This window comes from Cupriavidus sp. MPR-AND1C, assembly GCF_058809705.1.
Map to the genome: position 1 here is coordinate 88,346 of NZ_JBXASU010000008.1, position 18,158 is coordinate 106,503.

The following is an 18,158-nucleotide window of genomic DNA, read 5'->3' on the forward strand; positions in this document are numbered from 1 at the left end:
CAGGGGTTCAGGGTTCAGGTTCGGGTTCGGGGTTCAGGGTCTGAATCGGGTACCGCAACCGATGGGCCTAAATGTAGGCGGGTTTTTACGTCCGCGAAACTGGGATAATATGGATCGAAACGTTCGATAAAATCGATAAGATGCCAAATCCCGGTACGCCCACGCTGGATCAACTGAAGGTGTTCCTGACCGTGGTGGACGTCGGCAGCTTTGCCGGCGCGGCCCGCAAGCTCAGCCGGGCGACCTCGGTCATCAGCTATACGATCGCCAACCTGGAGAATCAGCTCGGCGTGGCGCTGTTCGACCGCAAGACCACCAAAAAGCCGCAGCTGACCGAGGCAGGCCGCACCGTGCTGGCTGAGGCGCGCACGGTCACCATGGGCATCGACGGGCTACGCGCGAAGGTCAAGGGCCTGCTGCAAGGCCTGGAGGCCGAGGTCCACCTGGCGCTGGACGTGATGCTGCCGGCATCCCGGGTGGTGGACGCGCTGAAGGCCTTTCGAGAGGCGTTTCCCACGGTAGCGCTGCACCTGCACATGGAAGCACTTGGCGCCGTGACGCAGATGGTGCTGGACGGCTCCGCCGCCATCGGCGTCAGCGGGCCGCTTGGCGCGGGCGTGGCGGGGATCGAGCGCATCTGGATCGGCGATGTGATGCTGCGGCCGGTTGCAGCGCCAAGCCATCCGTTGGCCAGCGGCAGCCCGAACCTGCCGGGTGCCGGACGGCATCATGTGCAACTGGTGCTGTCGGACCGCTCGGCGCTGACGCGCGGCAAGGATTTCGCAGTGATCAGCACACATACCTGGCGCCTGGGCGATCTTGGCGCCAAGCACATGCTGCTGCGCGAAGGCATCGGCTGGGGCAATATGCCGGTGCCCATGGTGCAGGAAGATCTCGACTCGGGCCGCCTGGTGCTGCTCGACCTGCCCGACAATCACAGCAACTTCTACCCCTTCGATGCGATCTACCGCACCGACACGCCACCCGGCCCCGCGGCCTCGTGGCTGATCGAACGCTTCTCCGGCCAGGCAGCGGACTGAACCTGCCCGCCGCTAGCGGGCATTGCCGGCAGCGACGCTGGACACCGGCAACTCAAAGCTGAACACCGTACCGCTGCCGGCGCGCTCCACCAGCCGGATCTGGCTGTGATGCAACTGCAGCATGCGCTGCACGATCAGCAGTCCCAGCCCGCCGCCGCGATGCGCGCCGCCGGCGCTGAACGGCCGCTGGAACAGGCTCTCGCGCAGTTCCGCCGGAATGCCGGGGCCGGTATCGCTGACGGTGACCGCCACCTTGCCGTCGCGCAGGGCGAGATCGACATCGATGGCGCCTTCGGCCGGCGTATGGCGGATCGCGTTATCCAGCAGGTTGGTCAGCACGCGCTCGATCATGCCAAGATCGGCCGTGACGGCGGGCAGACGCTGCGGGATGCCGGCACGCAGCCGCACATGGCGCGCCTCGGCCGGCAGCTCGAACTTCTGGAACACGTCCTGCACCAGGTCCACCAGGGAGAAATCCTCCAGCGCCGGCTGCACGATGCCGTGCTCCAGCCGCGCCAGCTCAAAGAGCGATTGCGCCAGCCGCCCCACCTTGACGCTTTGCGCCAGCGCGATGGCCAGGTAGCGCTGGCGCTCGGCCTCGCTGAGCGTATCGGCCTTGAGCGACAGCGTTTCCAGGTAGCCGTGCAGCGAGGTCAGCGGCGTGCGCAGGTCATGGGAAATATTGGCAACCAGCTCGCGCCGCTCCTGGTCCTGCTTGGTCAGCGCGCGCCATTGCTCGGCGATGCGGTCCGCCATTTGCGCGAAGGCCGCTTCCAGCGCGACGATTTCATCGCGTGCATTGCCGCGCGGCGAGCGCGGCACGCGCGGCTGCGTCTCGGGCGCGCCATCGGCATCAAACCGCCGCATCGCTTCGGTCAGGCGGCGCAGCGGCCGCGTGATGAGGCCGAACGCCATCAACCCCGCCAGCAAGCCCAGCAGCGCCACCAGCCCCATCGACCACAGCGTGGTGCGCAGCACCGAGTTGGCGGAGGCACGCGCCGCCAGTTCGTCATGCGCCTCGCCCAGCAGCACCACGTAGATGTAGCCGGCGGGCTCGGCACCGCCCACGCGCAGCGGCGCGGCGCTGAACACCTTGCGCCCGCCCGCGCTGCGCGGATCGTCCCCAAGGATAGGCAGCGGCTCGCCGGCCAGCAGGCGCTGCACCGGCTTGAGGTCGACCTGCTGGCGCTGCAGGTGCCCGGCCGGCGCATCGTGCCCCTGGATCCGGCCCTGGCTGTCCAGCAGGTACACCTCCACGCTCGGGTTCACCACCATCAACTGGCCGAACAGGCGGCGCAACGCATCCGGCTTGAGCCCGTTGGCGTCCATCAGCGATGCATTGCGCGCGATATGGCCGGCCAGCCCGCGCGACAGGTCCTGGATGACCTCCTTTTCGCGCATGTCGTTGGAGCGGACCTGCAGCCAAGCGGAGGCGCCGCAGCAGGCCAGCAGCAGCACGGAAAACACCAGGGACAGCCGCTGCGTCAGGGTCAGGCGGCGGCTCAGGTTCAGTCCAAGGTCAAGGCTCACGGCGCGCCTCCCTGTGTTCCCGCCGCGAGCTTGTAGCCATGCCCCCACACGGTCAGGATGCGGCTGGGCTGTGCCGGATCGGCCTCGATCTTGGTGCGCAGCCGGTTGATATGGGTGTTGACGGTATGTTCGTAGCCCTCGTGCTGATAACCCCAGACGGCGTTGAGCAGGTCCATGCGGGAGAACACCTTGCCGGGATGCCTGGCGAAGAAATACAGCAGGTCGAACTCGCGCGGGGTGAGCTCGATGCGCCGGCCGTCCACGCTGGCCTCGCGCGTGAGCGGATCGATCGACAGGCCGCCCAGCTCCAGGCTGCCCGCGTCGATGCGCAGGTCCTTGGCCATCGCATCCACGCGCCGCAGCAGCGCCTTCACGCGGGCCACCAGTTCGAGCACCGAGAACGGCTTGGCCAGGTAGTCGTCGGCGCCAAGTTCCAGGCCAAGGATGCGGTGGACTTCGCTGGCGCGCGCGCTGGTGATGATGATCGGCGTGTAGCGCGTCATGGCGCGGGCGCGCCGGCAGATCTCCAGCCCGTCCACGCCGGGCAGCATCAGGTCGAGGATCAGCGCGTCCCAGTTGCCCTGCGCCAGCAGCCGCAGGCCTTCGTTGCCGTCGGCGCTGTGCACCACTTCATAGCGCTCGTCGCGCAGGTGCAGGCTCAGTACGTTGGCGATGTCGACGTCGTCTTCGACGATCAGGATGCGCTTGGGGTGATCCATGTTCAGCCTAGAGGCGCGAGTCGGCTCGCCCGTGACAGGGGAGGCACAGGAAAGGCGCCGGCCTGGCTATTGTGCAAAATTTTGAGGCGGCGAGTTATCACATTTAATTTAACCTTTGGTGAGGACTCCGGGATGGTGCCAGCCATACGATGCGGCCAACGATGCATGGCAGCGATCGACGGCAAGTCGGTCGCCGCGATCGATACATTGAGGCAAGGAGCACATCATGGGAAGCAGAAGGCGCTTTTTGGTATCGGGCAGTGCCGCCGTGGCGGCGCTCGCGGCCGTTAGCGGCTGGCGCGCGCTGGCCGCCGGTCCGGCGAATGCGACGAACACGGCGAACGCGGGCAAGCCCGCCGAAGCCTTCGAGGTAGTGCGCTCCGACGCCCAGTGGCGCCAGATGCTCAGCGCAAGCCAGTACAACGTGCTGCGCCAGGAAGGCACGGAGCGGCCCTACAGCAGCCCGCTCAACGATGAGCATCGCGCCGGCATCTTCGCCTGCGCCGGATGCCAGCTCGACCTGTTCTCGTCGCGCACCAAGTTCGACAGCCACACCGGCTGGCCCAGCTTCTGGGCGCCGCTGGAGAACGCCGTGCGCACGAACGAGGACCGCTCCTTCGGCATATCGCGCACGGAAGTGCACTGCCGGCGCTGCGGCGGTCACCTGGGCCATGTGTTCGACGACGGCCCCAAGCCGACCGGGCTGCGCTACTGCATGAACGGCGTGGCGATGACGTTCAAGCCGCAAGCCGCCTGAGCCCGCGCGGGCCTCCAACGCCGACAACAACAACCAGACTGAAGCATTCCATGTTCCTCCTTATCCTCGCCTACCTTGGTGGCGCGCTCACCATTCTCAGCCCGTGCATCCTGCCCGTGCTGCCCTTCGTCTTCTCACGGGCCGACCAGCCCTTTGTGCGCAGCGGCCTGCCGCTGCTGGCCGGCATGGCGCTGACCTTCGCGGCGGTGGCAACGCTGGCGGCAGTGGGCGGTGGCTGGGTAACCCAGGCCAACCAGTACGGACGCTGGCTGGCCATTGCCTTGCTGGCCGTGTTCGGCCTGACGCTGCTGCTGCCGCGCCTGGCCGAGCGGCTGATGCATCCGCTGGTCAGCGCGGGCAGCCGGCTCAGCGCGTTTGCGCAGGCCGATGGCGGGCAGGTCCGGCCCGGCTCGTCGTTCCTGCTCGGCATTGCCACGGGCCTGCTGTGGGCGCCGTGCGCTGGCCCGATCCTCGGCCTCGTGCTGACTGGTGCGGCGCTGCGCGGCGCCAGCGCCGGCACCACGCTGCTGCTGGTGGCCTACGCGGCCGGCGCGGCCACGTCCCTGGCGGTGGCCTTGCTGATCGGCGGCCGGGTCTTTACCGCGATGAAGCGCTCGCTGGGTGCGGGAGAATGGGTCCGGCGCGGCATTGGCGCGGCCATGCTGCTCGGCGTGGTTGCCATCGGGCTGGGGCTGGACACCGGTGTGCTGGCCCGCGTCTCGACCGTGGCCACGGGCGGCATCGAGCAGCAGCTGGTCGACAAGCTCTCCGCTAGACAGGCGCAAGCCGGCAACGGCGCGGCCATGGCCACGCCGTCCGGCGCGATGATGCGCGCAACCAGCCTGAAGACCGGCGAAAGCGCCGCCGCGGCACTCCCCGTGGAAGGCCAGCTGCCCGGGCTGGGCGGCGCCGTGGAGTGGCTGAACTCGCCGCCGCTCACGGCCGAGGCGCTGCGCGGCAAGGTGGTGCTGGTCGATTTCTGGACCTACTCGTGCATCAACTGCCTGCGCACCCTGCCCTATGTGAGGGCCTGGGCGCAGAAGTACCGCGACCAGGGGCTGGTGGTAATCGGCGTGCATGCGCCGGAGTTTGCCTTCGAGCGCAATCTCGACAACGTGAAGAAAGCCACGCGCGACCTCGGCATCGACTATCCCGTGGCGGTCGACAACAACTACGCGATCTGGCGCGCCTTCAACAACCAGTACTGGCCGGCGCACTATTTCATCGACGCGCAGGGGCAGATCCGCTTTCACCACTTCGGCGAAGGCGAGTACGCGAAATCCGAGCAGGTGATCCAGCAACTGCTGGCGCAAGCGGGCCACGCCGATGCGGCGAAGGTGGCCATGGGCATCAGCCATGCCGATACGCAAAACGTGCAAGGCGTGCAGATGGCTGCCGACGAAGCGGAAATCCAGTCCGGCGAAACCTACCTTGGCTATGAGCGGGCGCAGAACTTCGCCTCGCCCGGCGGCGAGGCGCAAGACAAGGCGCACACTTATACCGCACCCGCAAACCCCGCACTCAACGACTGGGGCCTGGCCGGCACCTGGCAGGTGGGTGCGGAGCACGCCACCCTGGCGGGCGCCTCCGGGCGGATCGTCTACCGCTTTCACGCGCGCGACCTGCATCTGGTGCTGGGGCCGGGCAAGGACGGCAAGCCAGTGCGGTTCCGGGTGAGCGTGGACGGCGGCGCACCAGGCAGCGCGCACGGCACCGATGTGGCGGCCGATGGCAGCGGCACGGTGACCGAGCAGCGGCTATACCAACTGGTGCGGCAGACGGGCAAGGTAGCCGATCGCACGTTTGCGATCGAATTCCTGGACCCCGGCGTGGAGGCTTACGCCTTTACCTTCGGTTGATGCGCACGCAAGCCGCCATATCGCCGTATCGCCGTATCGCCATATCCGCCATATTCCACGCATTGATTACGACACAGCAACGTTCAAGGACAGGCAATCATGACCACGCAAACTTCAACCGGTTTCTCCTGGTGGACGCGTTCGTCCGCCGCAAAAGTCGCTGGCCTCGTCATGCTGGCGGCAGGCCTGCTGGCCTGGCAGCGCGTGGCCAACTCGGCGGAAGACGCCGTCAAGATCCCACCGCCCGCGCTCGATGAAAAAGCCGGCACGGCGCCAACGGAAACGGCCGTGTTCGCCGGCGGCTGCTTCTGGGGCGTGCAAGGCGTGTTCCAGCACGTGCGCGGCGTGAAGCAGGTCACGTCCGGCTATGCCGGCGGCGCGGCCAGCACGGCCCAGTACGAGACCGTCAGCGGCGGGGATACCGGGCATGCGGAGTCAGTACAGGTCCTGTTCGACCCGGCGCAGGTCAGCTACGGCCGCCTGCTGCAGATCTTCTTCTCGGTTGCGCACAACCCTACCCAGCTCAACTTCCAGGGTCCGGACCACGGCACGCAGTACCGCTCGGCGGTGTTCCCGCTCAATGCCGAGCAACGCAGCGTGGCGCAGGCCTATATCGCGCAACTGGGCAAGGCCAATGCGTTCAAGGCACCCATCGTCACCCGCATCGAGGACTACAAGGCCTTCTACCCGGCGGAGAGCTATCACCAGAATTTCCTGACCCGCCATCCTTCGCATCCATACATCGTCATCAACGACATGCCCAAGATCGGCTACCTGAAGCAGATGTTTCCCGACCTGTATCGCAACGACCCGGTACTGCTGAAGGTGGCGGGCTCGTGATGGCCGCGCGCAGATCGCTGCTTGCCGCGCCGACCACGCGGGTGACGCGGCCCTGCGGGCAGTGGATTGCGCTTAACCCGGTGCTGCCGGTGGTGCTGCCGGTATTAGCCCGTAGCGGGACATGACCGCAACCAGCGCCGCGCGGTCGGGTGGCGCGCCGGCATTGACGACATCGGCGACGTCGCGGAAGTACTGGGCCCCGATGTCCGGCGTGAGAACAACCAGTGCGCGAGCCGCGTCGCCGTGCGGGTTGCTGAACTGATGCACCGATCCGCGCGGGGTATGCATCCACTCTCCCGGCGCCAGGTCTCGGGCCACCCCATCGACAGCGTACCGGAGCCGGCCCGCCAGCACATAGACGCACTCTTCGTTGTGCGTGTGGCTGTGCGCTGGCGGCACCTGCGCGCCGGGCGGCACCGTCAACTCGAATACACCCATCCCACCCGCCGCCGCACCATCGATCAGGTACTGGATGTGCAACTGACCCACCTGGATCGAATCGCCCGGAGTCCCGCCATCAAGCGCCATTTTCAATCTCCCGCCAATTCAAAGCACCGCTCGCCCCCGCCGCTATTGCGATTCTAGGTCAGCGTGGATGCTTGCGACAGGACCATCGGCTAGCTGTGGGCGCCGGGCGTGATCGCGGAAATCACGGCGTTCACCTTCGGCTCGCGGCTGCTGGCGTGGGTGTCATCTCCAGCGGCACGGGCCTGTACTCGGCCTGTACTCGGCCTGTACTCGGCCTTTACTCGGCCTGTGCCGGCTTGCTGACGGCGCTCTGCGTGCTCCTCGGCAGCTACCTGTTTGCCAGCGTGGGCGGCCGCGCCGGATGGCGCTTGCATCACCATCGGCAAGATCGGCACGGCGGCGGCGGCGACGCAAATTGCATTTTTCGCAAATATCATATTCAGTAGTTAGGCAACGCAAAGCCAGAGCACAAGACAAGCCGGCATGCGGGCCGCCAGCATGGCATTGCCGCGACAAAAAGCGATTTGCTGCCATCCACCCTGCGTGGATGGCAGATTTGCGGGGGAGGAACATGGCCGCCATTGCGCTGACCAGTGCACCGTGCCGGGACGGCAAGCCGTGCAATCCGTGCTGTGGGTGCGATTCGCGCGATAGCGCATAGCCGGCAACGCATCGCGCGTCACGCCCTGCGGCAAAACGGCCCATGCCACGCAACTACTCCGAGCTAGAGATCGTCATCGACAGCGATGGCGATGGCGATGCCAGGTACGCGGTGGAAGCCCGCCATCGGGTGCCGGAGGGCGACGCCATCACGCCGCGCGTGCCGCTGGCGTTGTCGCCGGATGCGCCGGCGCTGCGCGATGCGGATCCGCAGGTATGCGGGCGCGCACTGGCCGCCTGCCTGTTTGCCGCGCCGGTCGTGCGCGATGCCTTTGTCACTGCGCAGAACGCCGCGGATGAGCGGCGCCTGGACCTGCGCGTGCGCCTGCGCATCAGCGTGCAGGCGTGCGAGCTGCATGCGCTGCCCTGGGAGACCTTGTTCGACCCGGCCGGCGAGCACCCTCTGTTCATTGGGCAACGGTGCTTTTTCTCGCGCTACCTGTTTGCGCGTGAGATGCGCCTGCCCAAGCTGCGCGCCAAGAGCGACGTGACGGCGCTGGTGGTCGTGTCAAACCCGAGCGGCCTGGGCCAGGAGATGGTGCCGATCGATGCCGCGGGCGAAGCCGCGCGTGCCAGCGCCGCGCTGGCCCCGGTGCCCGTGACCGTGCTGGCCGAGCCGGGGTGCGCCACGGTTGAACGCATCCTTGGCGGCTTGCGCGACGGCGTGGACGTGCTCTACCTGGTCTGCCACGGGGCACTGGTGGACGATGAGCCCATGCTATGGCTCGAACGCATGGACGGCACCCGCGACCTGGTGGCTGGCAGCGTGCTGGTGAACCACATCGGCGCGCTGGAACGCCCGCCCAGCCTGGTGGTGCTGTGCTCGTGCCAGAGCGCTGGCACAGGGGCCGCACGCGGCGGCAGCACGCTGATGGCGCTGGGTCCGTTGCTGGCGCAGGCTGGCGTGCCTGCCGTGCTGGCCATGCAGGGCAATGTGAGCGTGGCCACCATGGCCGCCTTCATGCCGGTGTTCTTTGCCGAACTGCGCGACCACGGCGAAGTGGACCGCGCCGCGGGCGTTGCGCGCGCCGCCGTCAGCCAGTATCCGGATTGGTGGATGCCGGCGGTATTCACGCGCCTGGACAGCGGCCGGATCTTCTACCCGCCTGGATTCGGTCCCGACGAAGGCGACGGTGCCGACGCCTGGCGCGCCGTCATCGAGAACATCCAGCACGGCGAGACCACGCCGATCCTCGGGCCCGCCATGAGCGAGACGGTGTTCGGCTCGCGCCTGAAACTGGCGCAGATGTGGGCCGAGGCCTATCACTTCCCGATGGCGGCGCACGAGCGCGACGAGTTGCCGCAGGTGGCGCAGTACCTGGCCGTGTCCCAGCAAGGCGTGTTTCCGCGGCGGCTCTTTTTCAAGTTTGCCTACCAGCACCTGAGCCAGCAGTACCACGACATCTTGCCGGCCGAGCTGGCGGCGCTGCGCAACGAAGACATCATCGCCCAGCTTGGCGAAGTGGTTTGCGCCGTGGGGCGCGCGCAGCGCCAGCAGGACCCCGACAACCCCTACCGCGCCATGGCACGGCTCAAGCTGCCGGTCTACCTGACGACGGACCCGAGCGACCTGCTCGTCGATGCATTGCGCGAGGGCGGCGCCGATCCCGGCATCCGCCTGTGCCGCTGGAACCGCCAGGCGCAGGCCTGCGACGACGCGCTGGCCGAAGGCCGCAAGCGTGCCAATCCCACCCCGCAGACGCCGATGGTGCTCAAGCTGTTTGGCGACCTGCGCGAGCCCGGCTCGCTGGTGCTGACCGAGGACCAGTACTTCGACTACCTCACCAGCGTATCGACGAACGGCACCGCCATCCCGCTGGCCGTGCGCGCGCGCCTGAACGACAGCGCGCTGCTGTTCGTCGGCTTCGACGTGCAGTCGTGGGAATTCCGCATCCTGTTTCGCAGCATCCTCAACCTGGAGGGCGCGGACCTGCGCCAGGAGTACCAGCACCTCTCGGCGCAGCTGGACCCCAACAGCATCGTCGACCCGGTGAGCGCACGGCGCTACCTGGAGCGCTACTTCCAGGACAAGGCGCGGCTCAAGCTGTACTGGGGCGACGTGGGCATGTTCACCGCCGAACTGCTGCGGCGCCTGGAGGCCTGAGATGGCGGCCAATCCTGCCCGCGACAGCGCCGCGCAGCGCGCCCACGGCCCGTACATCGGCCCCATGCCGCTGGACGAGTCCGATCCGATCTTCGGGCGGGATGCGGAGATCGAGGAGCTGCGCGACCGCCTGATCGCCGACCGCATCGTGTTGCTGTACTCGCCATCCGGTGCGGGCAAGACCTCGCTGATCGAGGCGGGGCTGCGCAAGCGCCTGGCGAATCGTTTCGACGTGTTGCCGACCGCCCGCGTGAGCGTGCCGTACGAAGGCGCCAACCGCTACGTCACCAGCGTGCTGCACTGCTGGGCCGCGCGCGCCGGACTCAAGCCGCGCGCGGACGACACGCTCTTGTCGTGCCTGGCCCGCATGGAAGATGCCGCCCACGGCGGCCGCGCGCGACGCCTGCTGGTCGTGCTCGACCAGTTCGAGGAGATCTTCACGCTCGACACCACCGACACTGGCGCCAAGCAAGCCTTCTTTGCGCAGCTGGGCGAATTGCTCGGCCGCGGCGGGAGCCCCGTCTGGGCGCTGGTGGCGATGCGTGAGGAGTACTTCTCCTGGCTCGATGCCTATCGCGACCTGGTGCCGACACGGCTCACCAACACCATGCGGATCGACCTGCTCTCGCGCGAGCAGGCGCTCGAAGCGCTGCGCGGCCCCGCGCGGGAAGCTGGCGTGGATTTCCAGGAGGACGCGGCGCGGCAACTCGTGAAGGATCTGGCCCAGGTTCGCACGCGCGACGCCGCGGGCCAGGTGAGCCTGCGCGAGGGGCGCTATGTCGAACCGGTGCAGTTGCAGGTGGTTGGCCTGAGCCTGTGGCAGGCGTGCTTCGGCCCGGCCGGGCCGCCGGCGGGCGCAGGCGCCATCACGCTTGAGCAGGTGCAGCGCCTGGACACCAGCGCTGCGCTCGCCTCCTACTGCAACATGGCCCTGGACGCGGCCACCGGCACGCGCATCCGGCAACGCGTGGTGCGCGACTGGATCGAGAGCCGGCTGATCACCGCCACCAACATGCGCGCGCAGGCGACGCTGGATGCGGGCTCGCGCAGCGCGCCCACCGCGGCTGAGCTGGACATCCTGCAGCAGTACCACCTGGTGCGCGCGCAAAGCCGCCAGGACGCGCAGTGGCTGGAGCTGGCCCACGACCGGCTGATCGAGCCGCTGCGCGCCAGCAACGCGCAATGGCGCACCCAGTACCTGCCGCACTGGAAACAGCTGGCGCGGGCCTGGGCGCTGTCCGGCGAGAATCCCGGCGTATTCGGCAAGCTCACCTCCACCGCGGAACTCGACGATACCTTGCTTGAGGCCGAAGACCGGCACAGCGAAGCGGAGAACCGGTTCCTGGCGGCCTACCAGCGCCATCGCACGGAGCGGGAGCGCGCGCGGCGCTGGCGCATGCTTGGCTATGCGCTCGGGCTCATCGGGCTGCTGGTGCTGATTGGCGTGGCGATCCTGGCCTGGCAACTGCGCGCCACCAAGCAGGACATCGCGCGGCAAAACGCCTTGTTCTCGCTGCTCGGTTCGCGCCCGGCACCGGACGCTGCGCTGCTGGCGTCGGTGGAGGGCACGCGCGGCCAGCGCAACCATGCGCCGCCGGAGGGCTTTGATTTTCGGCGCGCACTGGTCGGCGCCATGAACCGTGCCCGGCATATCGAGGCTTACCTGGCGCGCGCGGACGAGCAAACGCTGGAGGTGCAGGGCGACGCCGGCTATCGGGTAAGTGCCCGGCTCGGCGGGAATCACTGGCTCATGGAGATCACCGCGATTGCGCCCGGTGCCGCAACGGTGCGCCTGGACGAGACCGCGCTCAGGAACCAGCACCCCGAAGGCGTGCGCGTGTTTGCACTGACGGGCGCCGGCACGCTGGCCACCGGCGGGCAGGACGGCAGCGTGGCGTTATGGAACGTTGCCCAGCCTGCGCGCGCCACGGTGCTGCTGCTGCCGGCGGGCGCCAGGCGCGAAGGCGGTTGGGGCCCGGTCTCCGCCCTATCCAGCGACGGGCAGCGCCTGGTCGCGGGCTACGAGCGCGGCCGCATTGTCGTGTGGGATCTGGCCAAGGGTGGAGACGCCTGGCGGCACCCGATTGCCAGCGCGCGCGCGCATGCGCTGCGTGTGACCGATGTGGCGCTGTTCGACGAGGGACGGCAGCTCGCCACCGCGGGGCGCGATGGCAAGGCAAGGTTGTGGCACCTGCCGGCGGACGCGCAGGCGGACCCGGCGGATCCCTTCGTGCTGACAACACCCGCGCACGAACTGTCGGCGCCCGCGGACAACACCGACTGGTTCGCGGGCTACCACAGCATCGCCGTCAGCCCCGATGGCAGCTTGGCCGTGGCGGGCACGCGCGGCGGGCGCATCAGCGTGTGGCGCACCGCCGACGGCGAGCTATGGCCACAGGCACTGCTGGGGCACGACGACGCCGTGGTGCGGCTGGTGTTCACCAGTGACCGGCAACTGCTCTCCGGCGGCTGGGATGGCCGCGTGATCCGCTGGCGGCTCGACCCGGAACACATGCGGGCAACGCGCACCGAGCTGCTGGACCTGCCGAGCCAGATCACCGGACTGGCCCTGGCCGGCCGCGACCAGCGGCTCTATGCCTCCACCGAGCAGGGCGAATTGCTGCAGATGCGCTTCGATGCGCCACGGCACCCGATGGCCCGCATCGTCTCGCGCCGGCAGGAGGGCAAGCCTGTCCTGCTGCTTGCGCTCACGGGCATCACGCCGCCCCTGGTGGCCGCGACCGAAGATGGCAAGCTCGCCTTGCTCCAGGCCGAGCCGGGCAAGCAGGCCATCCGGCGCCCCATCGACATGCTGGCGCCACCGGTGCGGGCACTCGACTGGGCACGCCGCGCACAGCGCCTGGTAGCGGCGGACGACAATGGCCAGGTCTGGATGCTGCGGACCGATGGCACGGGCGATGCGATCCTGCCCGGTGTGATGGCCGGCGCCAGCACCCGCCTGACGATCAGCGACGACGCGCGCTTGCTGGCAATCCGTTCGGGTGAGCCCGCGGAGAACCGGCGGCTGGAGCTATGGCGGCTGGCGCCAGATCAGGGCGCGAGCCGGCACGCGGCGCCATCCGCCTCCATGGCGTCCACGGCAGCCACCCCCGAAGCCGCCGCCTGCCGCATCCCGCTGCCCGAGGCCCTGTCCCATGCTGCGTACGCCACCTTCCGGCCGGGCACCGCGGAGCTCGCGGTCACCGACGACGACGGCATCAGCTTGTGGCAGGTTGCCGCGGCCGACGCCGATTGCGCGAATGCAAAGGCCGTCATGGCCCAGCGCTTCGAGGGCCTGCCGCGCGGACAGATCACCAGCCTGGTCTTTGACGCGCGCGGCGACACGCTGGTGGCCGGCAACTACCTCGGCAAGGTCTATCGCCTGGCATTGCCCAAGCCCTTGGCGACGCCGGCAACAATGTCCGCAACAACGCCGGGTCAGCCGGTGCCGGCCAAGGCCACCATCCTCAAGCAGGATGCCGCAGGCGTCATCACCGCGCTGGCCGCGCCCGATGCGCCATTCGTCGTCGCCGGGGATGACCACGGCAACCTGTTCCTGCTCGATCCCGAGGCCGATCGTCCGCTGCCCATCCCGCAAGCGCTCTATCGCGACCCGCGGCAGCCGGTGGCCGCGCTATCCGTGAGCGACGACGGGCGCTGGCTGTACGCGGCGGGCACCGGGATCGCGGCGATCTGGGACCTGGACATGGCGCAGTGGCGCCAAGCGGCCTGCGCCATCGTCGGCGGCGGCTTTACGCCCAGGCAGAAGGCCGAGTTCTTCAAGGGCGATACCCCATCACCTAGCGCGTGTGAGGCGCATTGACCGCATCCGCTGCATCTATCGACTGAACCTGACAAGCCAGGGAGGCACGCCATGCCATTCCAGACCATCGCTGGTACCAGCGCCACCTACGCCCTGCTCGCGCTGGACGCCGCCGGCAACGAACGCAGCGACGACCCGGACGGGATCGCGGGACAGATGTCCGAGCGCTTGCTGGCGCAATGGCAAGCCGCCGCGCCCACCGATGTCTTCCTGTGGAGCCACGGCTGGCAGGGCGACCTGCCCGCGGCGCGCATCCAGTACGACCGCTGGATCGGCGCGTTCGCGCGCAGCGCCGGCGACGAGCAGGCCATGCGCGCCCGGCACCCGGATTTCGCCATTGCCCATATCGGCGTGCACTGGCCCAGCCAGCCTTGGGGCGACGAGGAACTGGGCGACGGCGCCAGCTTTGCGCCGCTGGCCGGACCGGGCACGCAAGGCGCCCAAGCCATGATCGACGCCTATGCGCAGCGCCTGGGCGATACGCCACAGGTACGCGCCGCGCTGGCCGTCATCTTCGAAGCCGCGCGCACCCAGGCGGATGCCGTGACGCTGCCCGACCCGGTGCGCCAGGCCTACCTGCAACTCGACCAGGCCCTCGCGCTGGGCAGCGAGGGCCCGGGCGGCGACGCCGGCGCCGACCGCCTGCCCTTCGATCCCGCGGCGTCCTTCGCCGAAGCCAACCAGCTGGGCGCCGCGTTTGGCGGGCCGGTGCTGGGCGGGCTGCTGGCGCCCCTGCGGCAACTCTCGTTCTGGACCATGAAAAAGCGCGGCCAGACCGTGGGCGAGTGCGGCGTCTTCCCGCTGCTCAACAGCATCGGCGACGCGCTGCCGTCGGCGCGCATCCACCTGATGGGCCACAGCTTCGGCGCCGTCGTCATGTCCGCCGCGCTGGGCGGCCCTGGCGGCACGGCCGCGCTGCGGCGCCCGGCAGCCTCCTGCGTGCTGGTGCAGGGCGCCATGTCGCTCTGGGCGTACGCGCCGGACATCCCGGTGCGCCCGGGTACGGCGGGCTACTGCCACCACGTGCTGCCCGATGGCAAGGTCAGCGGGCCGCTGGTGGTCACCCGCTCGCGGCACGACAGCGCGGTCGGCACGCTGTATCCCTGGGCGGCCGGCGTGGCGGGCCAGGTGGCGTTCGACGCCACGCAGGCATCTCCCGCCTACCCCACCTATCCCACCTTTGGCGCCATCGGTGCGTTCGGCATCCAGGGCACCGACGCCGCCACGGACGCACCGATGCAACCGTATGACGGCAACTACGCCATGACGGCCGGCAAGGTGCTGAACATCGAAGCCAGTGAATACATCTGCAACGGCAGTGGCATCGCCGGCGCCCACAACGACATCGCCGGGCCGGAGGTCGCCCACCTGATCTGGCAAGCCGCGCTGACCTGAGAACAAACCCAAGGAGCCCCAACCATGACCGACGACGCCATGCCCATGCCGCTCGGCATCCAGGCCGACACCGGACGCCCGCTCGCCAGCCTCGATGCGCAGGCCATCGCCGGGTTCTCCGCGCACGAGCACGCCTTGCGCCGCGCGCCGGAACGCGCCGCGGAGAAAGCCCGGCAGGCCGAGACCTATGCGGTGCTCGGCGATGTCGACGGCGCCAAGCTCGACGAGGCCGGCTGGGGCCTGCTGTTTCCCTCCGACGTGGATCCGGCGCCTTACCTGGACGCGCTCGCGCCGCTGATCGCCTGGCGGCACCGCGAGGCGGGACAGGTCTCGGTATTCCAGGGCGCCGACGGCTGCCTGCCCGGCGAAAGCGCCGCCACCTGGCTGGCGCGGCACGGGGTCTCCCTCAACGTGGTCGACCCGGCGCTGGGCGTACCCTACTACCTCGTGCTGGTCGGGCCGCCGGACAAGATCCCGTTTGCCTTCCAATACACGCTGGACCTGTACTGGGCGGTGGGACGGCTGGATTTTCCGCAACTGGCGGACTTTCGCTGCTATGCGGACAGCGTGACAGCCTACGAGACCATGGCCAGCGTGGCCGCCCGGCGCAGGATTGCGCTGTTCGCCACCTGCCTTGATTTTGATCGCGCCACCCAGTTGCTCACGCGGCAGCTGGCCACCCCGCTCAGCCAGGGCACCGCGCAAGCCAAGCCTCTGGGTGAGCGCCAGGGCTTTGCCATGCAGGCGCTGCTGGGCGAGGCCGCCACCAAAGCCGCGCTGACGGATGTACTACGCGGCAAAGGACCGGACGGGCCACCCGCCCTGCTCTTCACCGGCTCCCACGGCATGGGCTTTCGCGCGGACGATGCGCGGCTTGCCGGCACCCAGGGCGCGATCGTCTGCCAGGACTGGCCAGGCTATGGCGCGATCGGCCCCGAGCACTGGTTCGCCGCGCAGGATGTCCCCGACGACGCGCAGTGCCACGGCCTTATCCAGTTCTGCTTTGCCTGCTACGGCGCCGGCTGCCCGGACTTCGACAACTTCGGCCACGGCGGCGACGCCCCCACCCGGCTAGCGCCCGCGCCCTTCACCGCGCGCCTGCCACAGCGGCTGCTGGCGCATCCGCATGGCGGCGCGCTGGCCGTGCTCGGACACATCGACAGGGCGTGGGCCTACGGCTTCCAGTCCGAACGCGCCGACGCGCAAACCCAGGGGTTCCGCGACGTGATCGGCAGCCTGCTGCGCGGCGAGCGCATTGGCCAGGCGACTGACCGCTTCAACATCCGTTGGGCCGCGCTGAGCACCGAACTGGCCGACTTGCTGCGGGACCGCAGCGCGGGCGCCGACGTCCCCGACGCCGACATCGCGCTGCGCTGGGTGGCACGGGACGATGCGCGCAACTATGTGGTGCTGGGGGACCCGGCGGTGCGGCTGAGGGTGCGGGACATGGCGTGACTGGGAGTGCAAAACGCTTCTCTTCAAGCCAGGTTCGCCCGCCGCAGCTTTGCCTTTAACGTCTCGATCTCGTCCAGCAGGTCGAGCACGACGGCCGCGCCGGCCACCCCAAGCTCCAGGTCGCGCGCCAGGCGCAGCGCCGTGCGGGCACGCTTGAGCGTGGCGCCGTCGAAACGCCAGCGCGGCGCGTCTTCTCCGCGCGGCGTCAGCACGCCCTCCTCCACCAGCGCCACCACCTGTCCAATGTCGGCATGACAGGCCTCGCTCAGCTCCACCAGCGTGAACTGCACCTCTTCTTCGACAAGGACGCCATGCAGCATCGATATGCCTTGATCGCTCATCGCATCAAGCCTCCAGTGAACGGCGCGGGGCAAAGCCGCTAAAGGTCTTGGCCATCTCCCGGTACGCATCATTGGCCTTTTCCGTGTCCGCGGGTGGCAAGACGATCGACAGCACCGCGTACAGGTCGCCGGGCGGCGTGCTGGGAAGGCCCTTGCCCTTGAGCCGCAGCTTGCGGCCCGCCGACGAGCCCGGCGGCACGCTGAGTTGCACGCTGCCGTCCGGCGTGGGTATGCCGACGCTGGCGCCCAAGGCGGCTTCCCATGGGGCCACGGGCAGGTCGAGGTAGACATCGCGATCGACTACGCGGAACAGCGGGTGCGGCGCGATCTCGATTTCGAGATAGAGGTCGCCGGCGGGAGCGTCTCCAAGTCCGGGGCCGCCCTGGCCTGCAAGCCGAAGATGCTGTCCAGTGCGAATGCCCCTGGGAATATTGACTTCCAGCTGCCGCTCCTGCAATCGCACGTGCCCACTGGCGTCTGCCTGGGGCGTACGCAGCGTGATGGTGCGGCGCCCGCCCCGGTAGGCGTCCTGCAGATCGATCTGCACCTTGGCATGGTGATCGCCACCTGCCATGCGGGCAGCGCCTCGCCCACCGCGAGACTGCGCATGCCTGGCGCCGAAGAGCGACTCGAAGAAATCGCTGCGATCCAGGTCTTGCTCGAGATCCGCCTCGCCGCCGCTGTATTCGAAGCCGCTATCCCATCCCGGTGGCGGTGTGAATTCGCGGCCGCTCTTGTACCGCGCCCCCACGTCGTCGTAAGCGGCGCGCTTCTCCTCGTCTTTCAGCGCCACATACGCCTCGGCCACATCCTTGAAGCGGGCCTCCGCATCCGGCTCCTTGCTGACGTCCGGGTGATACTTGCGCGCCAGCTTGCGGTAGGCGCGCTTGATTTCATCCTGCGTGGCCGTGGGCTCCACCCCGAGCATCGCGTAGTAATCCTTGTACTCCATGAATGCCCCCGGCAACTGGCGTGCGGCACGCGCACGGCGCTTGGCGAATGATGCGCTTGACCTGCGGCTCTAAGTATAGGCAAAGGCACGGGCATGCGGTGCGACGCGGTTCGCCCTGCGCGCGCTGTCGGCGCCCGTATCCATGACGTGGCGTGCGCACCTGCGGAACCTGCGGAACTTGCTATGTTCGCGGCAAGCCAGCTACTGGAGGCATC

General features: G+C 68.7%; 13 protein-coding genes. 8 read left to right on the forward strand and 5 right to left on the reverse strand.

Features of this window, described 5'->3' with window-relative positions:
• Positions 1–140: 140 nt before the first annotated feature.
• A complete protein-coding gene (locus tag AC1RWI_RS07430) occupies positions 141–1,040 on the forward strand; it encodes a LysR family transcriptional regulator (protein WP_492865416.1) in 900 nt (299 codons plus the stop codon).
• Between the two features lie 12 nt (positions 1,041–1,052).
• Here the strand turns inward: AC1RWI_RS07430 and AC1RWI_RS07435 are convergent, their stop codons facing one another.
• Together AC1RWI_RS07435 and AC1RWI_RS07440 are read right to left on the reverse strand one after the other, a co-directional pair.
• The gene (locus tag AC1RWI_RS07435) at positions 1,053–2,570 is read right to left on the reverse strand and encodes a sensor histidine kinase (RefSeq protein ID WP_052494858.1); all 1,518 of its coding nucleotides are present in this window, start codon (positions 2,568–2,570) and stop codon (positions 1,053–1,055) included.
• Positions 2,567–3,289 carry a response regulator transcription factor gene (locus AC1RWI_RS07440; protein WP_043353109.1) on the reverse strand — a complete coding sequence of 241 codons (723 nt, stop codon included), beginning with the start codon at positions 3,287–3,289 and terminating at the stop codon, positions 2,567–2,569. The genes AC1RWI_RS07435 and AC1RWI_RS07440 overlap by 4 nt, the downstream gene beginning before the upstream one ends.
• Positions 3,290–3,515: 226 nt before the next feature.
• On the opposite strand from AC1RWI_RS07440, the gene msrB reads away from it, so the two are divergent.
• The 3 genes from msrB to msrA all read left to right on the forward strand — a co-directional run bounded on the left by msrB (position 3,516) and on the right by msrA (position 6,745).
• Complete coding sequence (gene msrB / locus AC1RWI_RS07445) at positions 3,516–4,046, forward strand: peptide-methionine (R)-S-oxide reductase MsrB (RefSeq protein WP_492865419.1); 531 nt, start codon at positions 3,516–3,518, stop codon at positions 4,044–4,046.
• A gap of 50 nt (positions 4,047–4,096) precedes the next feature.
• Positions 4,097–5,905 carry a cytochrome c biogenesis protein DipZ gene (locus AC1RWI_RS07450; RefSeq protein ID WP_043353105.1) on the forward strand — a complete coding sequence of 603 codons (1,809 nt, stop codon included), beginning with the start codon at positions 4,097–4,099 and terminating at the stop codon, positions 5,903–5,905.
• 99 nt (positions 5,906–6,004) lie between these two features.
• Positions 6,005–6,745: a peptide-methionine (S)-S-oxide reductase MsrA gene (msrA, locus tag AC1RWI_RS07455; RefSeq protein WP_043353103.1), complete on the forward strand. Its 741-nt coding sequence runs from the start codon at positions 6,005–6,007 to the stop codon at positions 6,743–6,745.
• A 72-nt stretch (positions 6,746–6,817) separates the two neighbouring features.
• On the opposite strand, the gene AC1RWI_RS07460 is transcribed toward msrA, so the two are convergent.
• Complete coding sequence (locus AC1RWI_RS07460) at positions 6,818–7,273, reverse strand: cupin domain-containing protein (protein WP_043353100.1); 456 nt, start codon at positions 7,271–7,273, stop codon at positions 6,818–6,820.
• A gap of 643 nt (positions 7,274–7,916) precedes the next feature.
• Between AC1RWI_RS07460 and AC1RWI_RS07465 the strand changes: the two genes are divergently transcribed.
• Genes AC1RWI_RS07465 through AC1RWI_RS07480 form a run of 4 tightly spaced genes read left to right on the forward strand, consistent with a single transcriptional unit; the run spans position 7,917 to position 16,650 of the window.
• Entirely contained in the window at positions 7,917–9,977 is a 2,061-nt protein-coding gene (locus AC1RWI_RS07465) for a CHAT domain-containing protein (protein ID WP_492865422.1), read from the forward strand.
• Between the two features lies 1 nt (position 9,978).
• Entirely contained in the window at positions 9,979–13,800 is a 3,822-nt protein-coding gene (locus tag AC1RWI_RS07470) for an nSTAND1 domain-containing NTPase (protein ID WP_492865424.1), read from the forward strand.
• A gap of 51 nt (positions 13,801–13,851) precedes the next feature.
• A complete protein-coding gene (locus tag AC1RWI_RS07475; protein ID WP_492865426.1) occupies positions 13,852–15,195 on the forward strand; it encodes a hypothetical protein in 1,344 nt (447 codons plus the stop codon).
• A 24-nt stretch (positions 15,196–15,219) separates the two neighbouring features.
• Positions 15,220–16,650, forward strand: a complete 1,431-nt coding sequence (locus AC1RWI_RS07480; RefSeq protein WP_492865428.1) for a C25 family cysteine peptidase — start codon at positions 15,220–15,222, stop codon at positions 16,648–16,650.
• A gap of 23 nt (positions 16,651–16,673) precedes the next feature.
• On the opposite strand, the gene AC1RWI_RS07485 is transcribed toward AC1RWI_RS07480, so the two are convergent.
• Both AC1RWI_RS07485 and AC1RWI_RS07490 read right to left on the reverse strand, forming a co-directional pair.
• Positions 16,674–16,991, reverse strand: coding sequence for a chaperone modulator CbpM (locus AC1RWI_RS07485; protein ID WP_063778450.1), 318 nt, complete (start codon positions 16,989–16,991; stop codon positions 16,674–16,676).
• Positions 16,992–16,995: 4 nt separating this feature from the next.
• Positions 16,996–17,943 (reverse strand): DnaJ C-terminal domain-containing protein, encoded by a 948-nt coding sequence (locus AC1RWI_RS07490; protein ID WP_492865430.1) that lies wholly within the window; start codon positions 17,941–17,943, stop codon positions 16,996–16,998.
• Positions 17,944–18,158: the final 215 nt, after the last annotated feature.